The organism is Limosilactobacillus reuteri subsp. porcinus, assembly GCF_036621895.1.
In the GTDB taxonomy this organism is placed as follows: domain Bacteria; phylum Bacillota; class Bacilli; order Lactobacillales; family Lactobacillaceae; genus Limosilactobacillus; species Limosilactobacillus reuteri_J.
The window spans coordinates 1-5,614 of sequence record NZ_LN887371.1 but is presented as its reverse complement, the minus strand read 5'-3'; the positions used below and the strand labels follow the sequence as shown (position 1 = coordinate 5,614).

General features: G+C 39.1%; 5 protein-coding genes and 1 pseudogene. 1 reads left to right on the top strand and 5 read right to left on the bottom strand.

Annotated features, from left to right (window positions below; genetic code table 11):
• The 4 genes and pseudogenes from AACL61_RS03185 to AACL61_RS03170 form a co-directional block, all read right to left on the bottom strand.
• Positions 1–78, bottom strand: a pseudogene (locus AACL61_RS03185) (LytR/AlgR family response regulator transcription factor); the annotation flags it as partial.
• Complete coding sequence (locus tag AACL61_RS03180) at positions 59–1,822, bottom strand: sensor histidine kinase (RefSeq protein WP_339110986.1); 1,764 nt, start codon at positions 1,820–1,822, stop codon at positions 59–61. The gene AACL61_RS03180 and the pseudogene AACL61_RS03185, both read right to left, overlap by 20 nt.
• Complete coding sequence (locus AACL61_RS03175; RefSeq protein WP_003672105.1) at positions 1,823–2,689, bottom strand: SPFH domain-containing protein; 867 nt, start codon at positions 2,687–2,689, stop codon at positions 1,823–1,825. It lies immediately after the preceding gene.
• An 18-nt stretch (positions 2,690–2,707) separates the two neighbouring features.
• A complete protein-coding gene (locus AACL61_RS03170; RefSeq protein ID WP_339110985.1) occupies positions 2,708–4,075 on the bottom strand; it encodes an RsmB/NOP family class I SAM-dependent RNA methyltransferase in 1,368 nt (455 codons plus the stop codon).
• A gap of 144 nt (positions 4,076–4,219) precedes the next feature.
• Between AACL61_RS03170 and AACL61_RS03165 the strand changes: the two genes are divergently transcribed.
• Positions 4,220–5,032: a Cof-type HAD-IIB family hydrolase gene (locus tag AACL61_RS03165; protein ID WP_339110995.1), complete on the top strand. Its 813-nt coding sequence runs from the start codon at positions 4,220–4,222 to the stop codon at positions 5,030–5,032.
• A 57-nt stretch (positions 5,033–5,089) separates the two neighbouring features.
• Here the strand turns inward: AACL61_RS03165 and AACL61_RS03160 are convergent, their stop codons facing one another.
• The gene (locus tag AACL61_RS03160) at positions 5,090–5,326 is read right to left on the bottom strand and encodes a cytochrome b5 domain-containing protein (protein ID WP_019254016.1); all 237 of its coding nucleotides are present in this window, start codon (positions 5,324–5,326) and stop codon (positions 5,090–5,092) included.
• Positions 5,327–5,614 lie beyond the last annotated feature (288 nt).

The window sequence follows — 5,614 nt, the reverse complement described above, 5'->3', positions numbered from 1 at the left end:
AACTTCACTATTCCCCTGAATTAGATAATGAAGTTCTTCACGAGCAAGCGGTTCATCATCAACGATTAAGACTTTCATTGTTTGCACCTTCCTTAGTGTGATATGGTAAGGAAATTTTAATCTTTGTTCCTTTATTACTGCTTATAATTTGAAGAGCGCTATGCTCATCATATAGACCAATTAAACGCTGATTCAAGTTATATAGCGCATTTCCACTCCCCTTTGAAGATATCAATGGTTCTTTCCCAAGTTTAGGAAGAAGTTCAGGCGCAATCCCTTCCCCATTATCAGCTACTTGAATTTCTAACCGTGCTTCCAACCTTTTTATTGTTATTTGAACATTATTATGGTCTTTACGTGCTCCGAAAGCATGTTTAAGCGCATTTTCAACTAATACTTGAATTGTAAATGGCGGCAGGTAAACATCATTTTCGACTTGTTGATCAAAGGTGATGTTATATTTATGTGGAAATCTAGTTTGTTCCAGTTCAAGGTATGCATCGACTTGCGTTCGCTCTTGTCCCAAAATAATCTCAGTCTCCCGAGCCCCAATTAAGTTAGCTCGGAAATAATTACTAAGTTGAAGGAGAAGTTCTCGCGCTTTCTCTTGATCTCGGCGTAAAATTGCACTAATCGTATTAATAGCATTAAAAAAGAAATGCGGGTTTATTTGGGCTTGTAAGGCTTTTATCTTAGCATCTCGAACTAATTGCGCTTGCACTTCTGCTTCACCCAATGCAATTTGGTTAGCAAAAATCTCACATAGACCGATTGCTAGCTGAATTTCAACCGGTGTTAAATGCCATTGATCAGTATAATACATTTTTAACGTGCCGATAACTTCTTTCCCAATTCGCAGAGGAGCAACAATCGCTGCTTCTAAAGGACAATTGGGATCGATACAACCAATCATTTTACTGTTATTTGCGATCTTTATTTGGCCCGTTTTGATCACATTACTAGATAAAGAAGTTTCTAGTCTATTCCCTGGGATATGGTGATCGTCACCAGCTCCAATATGTGCCAGTATTCGTTGCCTATCGGTGATACTCACTGCATCAAAATTAGTATATTTTTTAATAATTTTGACTACTTGTTGCGCTGAGCTTTTATTTAATCCTTGACGAAAATAAGGCAAGGTTTCATTTGTTAATTGCAAGACAGAATGAGTTTGCATAGCGCGCAGTTCTTCCTCTTGGTGAAGGTACATTGAAATGATTGATAAGAAAATCGATGTCCCTAGCGAATTAACCAAGATCATTGGCAAGGCAATATATTTAACTAAAGCCCATCCCGTTGGACTGAATAGCAAGATAAAAAGCATTTGAATACTTTCCATCAAAATCCCCACAATAAAACCATGCCACGGCGTCATTACCTTAAAATAACTTTTTCGATCATGATACAAAAAACCAGAAAGCGCACCAATCAAAACTGAACTAGGCACATAAAACCAACCTTGCAGGGGCGCACCTTGAATAATCCGATGGACTCCTGCTACCAATCCTACTAAACTACCGACCCATGGCCCACCAATAATTCCAGCAACTGAAACAGCTAAAATTCGGGCATTGACAATCGAGTCATTTGTTGAAATGGCCGTAAGAATAATTTTGTTATGCAACTGGTTATTTGCATCGATCTCTATTCCAGTCATATTAGCCATAATAGCAAAAATAGAAAAAAGAATCGTTAGTTGAATTTTAGCACTAATGGTTTGATTAAATAACAGGCGGCGGAATAAGGGTACACTAACTAGCAAAAACGCTAGAATAATAATTAAACCAACCCGCTCAGCCATTAAAATTGTTAAATATATCATTTATCCTTGTGTCCCTGTGTTTATTACTGGTTGCGTTCCCCGTTCACTAATAATTGCTACCATGATATTATTGATGATTTGCAAACGTTGCTCATCTGTTAAATCAAGGTTGGCTTCCTTGCTTAGGCGTTCAATTGCTTCTTCGGTAATTGAAACAGCTCCTTCAACGATTATCTTCCGCGCTGATAGGATTGCCGATGACTGTTGCTTTTGCAGCATGGCACTGGCTATTTCAGTTGCGTAGGCTAAGTGAGTTAACCGTGTTTCAATAATTTTGACCCCCGCTACGTTTAATCGTTCTTGCAGTTCGGCAGTTAACCGCTCTGACACTTCGGTTGGATTTCCGCGAAGGGTAATTGCATCTTGATCTTCAAAACTATCATATGGATATTCACTAGCAACATGACGAACCGCAGACTCACTTTGAATTTGAACAAATTGCTCATAATCATCAACCGAAAAGAGTGCTTTGGCGGTATCGACAACTTTGTAAACAATAACGGCCGCAATTTCGACTGGGTTACCCTTTGAATCATTGACCTTTAAAATCTGACTATTAAAATTGCAGACACGCAGAGAAACAGTCTCCTTATTTGTAAATGGCACTGTCATAAATAAGCCCGCATCACGAATAGTCCCAATATAATTACCAAAAAAAGTTAAAACTTTGGCTTCATTTGGCTGAATAATTGTCAATGATGTACTAAAAAGAATCACAATCAAGAATAAAATAATTCCAATTGTCAGGACTACCGGAAAATTACGCGTAAAGCCAACAAACATCAGCCACAAACTAATTAAACCGATAATAATCGCCCCGAGTAACCCGAGGTAGCCGTTAACGTGAAAGGCTGCTTTTTCTTTCATCTCGATAATCCTCCTAATTTAAAAACGTAACCCCTTGGGATAAAAGTTTTTGATTGTTTTACCGACCAACTTTCCAAAACCAGCAGTATGTTCCTCGCATACTAATAAATACCAACCATTCGGAAGGTCAGCATCAATATTGATTACATCCCCATGGACATATTGGTGCCACTGTTCCTGGCTTAGTTCAATGACCCGGTTTGCCTCCTGTGGTAAGCTGGTAAGAGCCCATGCCAACGCTGGTTCAAATCGATTTTTCTTAAAAGTGCCGAGGTGAAGTCCAGGTCGGAGTACATTTAGCCCCTCGATCTTGTCCTCTTCTAATGGCAAATCATAGAGCTGGTCACCAAATAAAATCAATTGGTGTGGTTGATAGTCCGGAAAAACGCTTGTAGCAAACTGGTTAAAGAGTTTGACCTGTTCTTTGTCCGGTTTAACAATCGATTGCTTTTTCCGCTTATTCTTCTTTTTGCGCTTTTTATCTATTGTCTTAGGTTCACCATTTACTAACTTAGCAATGAAGTGTCCTTCCCCCTTGAGATGGTGCGGGAATAATCGGACTGTCTTTTTCAACTCTTCATTGCCATCAGTCCATTCTGGACGGCCATCATCCATTCCGGACGCCTTTTCAATTGGAATAAGTTTCAAGTCTGGATAGCTATTGAGCAGCCATGAGATATTTTGTTCATCCTCTTCTGGTGCAAAAGTACAGGTTGAATATACTAATGTTCCTCCTGGCTTTAGCATTTTCATTGCGGATGCGAGGATCTTCTGCTGACGGTTAGCACACTCAGCAGGGTATTCTGGTGACCAATATTCAATTCCGGCAGGCTCTTTTCTAAACATTCCTTCTCCAGAACAAGGCGCGTCAACAAGAATCCGGTCAAAATATTGGGGAAATTGTTTTTCTAAATCTGCGGGACTCTCACTAGTAACAACTGCATTTTTTGCGCCCCATCGTTCCAAGTTTTCCGCCAAAATCTTCGCCCGCTTAGGGAAAATTTCATTAGCAACTAATAGTCCCTGGTTGTTCATTTTAGTAACCAAATGCGTTGTTTTGCCTCCCGGAGCTGCACACAAGTCTAGCACACGTTCTCCAGCTTGGGGATTAACCACTTCGCCTACAAACATTGCTGACGGCTCTTGACTATATACCCACCCAGTAACATGGTCTAATGATTTTCCATTCACTTGACCATAATATCCTGTCGGCACATATGGTACTTTCCCCGTAGCTTTTTCAATTGTTGCAACCGGCTGTCCATTCTTTAATGGATTCTCGCGAAAACCACTATAACTTGACTGGGCAAGTGCTGATAAAAACTCATCGGCCTCTGCTCCCATTAGTTTTTTGTATTTCGTGACAAATTCATTTGGTAATTGCACGTTAATTTCTCGCTCCTCTTTATCGTAATATCTTTATTGTAACGTATTTTTTAGTCTTTTTAAGTCAAAATACTTGGCAAAGCGTTAAGTTTTTGTTTACAATATTATAATTGAATTTTTTATGGAAAGAGAAGTGAGATGGTAATGGATCAACACTTGATTGCGCTTGATCTTGATGGCACAACATTAAATAATCAATCGAAATTAACAAACGAGACAATTATAACTTTACGTGCCCTTGCCCGGGATGGACATATTGTCAGCATTATTACCGGTCGTCCTTACCGAATTGCCAAACATATTTACGATGAAATTGGGATTAAAACCCCGATGGTAAACTTTAATGGGGCCCTAACGCATATACCACATGAACACTGGGATAAAGAATATGATGTTGAATTAACACGAGAGCTAGCCCTTGATCTCCTAGCTCACCGGAAAGAACTAGGAATTAAAACAATTACCGTTGAAAATAAACATCATGTATGGGCTAATCAAGCTAGTAATGATTTACCTGAATTCTTACCGAACAAGTTGCGCGATGATCAAATCCTAACCGCGACTAACTTAACAGGCAATCCAATTGCAATGACAATCCAATATGAACTGGAACACCAAGAAGAGATCATTAAGGCAGTTAATGAAAAATACGGCGATTTCGTTGAACCACGAGTATGGGGTGGCCCTTACAACATCTTAGAACTGATCCATCGTGGCACTCATAAGGAGTCAGGGATGTTTTATATCGCTAAGCAATACCAAATTGACCGACAAAATATTATCGCGTTTGGTGACGAGCATAATGATTTGGAAATGCTTGATGCAGCGGGACGTGGTGTTGCAATGCATAATGCGATTCCCGAACTGAAGAGTATTGCTAACGATGTGACCCCAATTGATAACGAACATAATGGGCTTGCAAAATACTTGCGGGATTATTTTAAGGTTACAATATAAAAAGCTAGGGAGAGATAGTTTAAAACTACCAATTCCTAGCTTTTTACATAGTTATTCCTAGTCAACTAGTTTGCCAACAACAGGGATACCTTCAAGAACTGATTCCAGATGGATAGAACGAGGCATTACTGAAGTCAAGTCACGACCAGCAAGGTTTCCATGGTGTTTACCACCCTTCCATTGCGGAACGTTAGAGACATCGTAAACAACACCTTTAACGGCAACGTATGCGGGATGTCCATTTCGACCATCGAACTCAGCGAGCTCGGTTGTTGTAAATGTTTTTTCTGCCATCAATGCTTCACCTTTCTCTGATTCAAGAATAGCTAATAATTACATTCTAGATCAAACAATCCGTAAATGCATTAATTATTAGATGATTATTATTTTTTCTTCAATCAACTTAATAAAATTGACTTTTTAATTGCTCTTCTTGCCCTTTTCACTCTTTTCATAAAATAATTTATAGATAAAAAGATAATCTTTATTACATTAGTACAAAAAATTGGTAATCGAGTAGGAGATAATTGATTAGTTCGATTATCGACCTCTCACACCACCGTACGTACGGTTCCGTATACG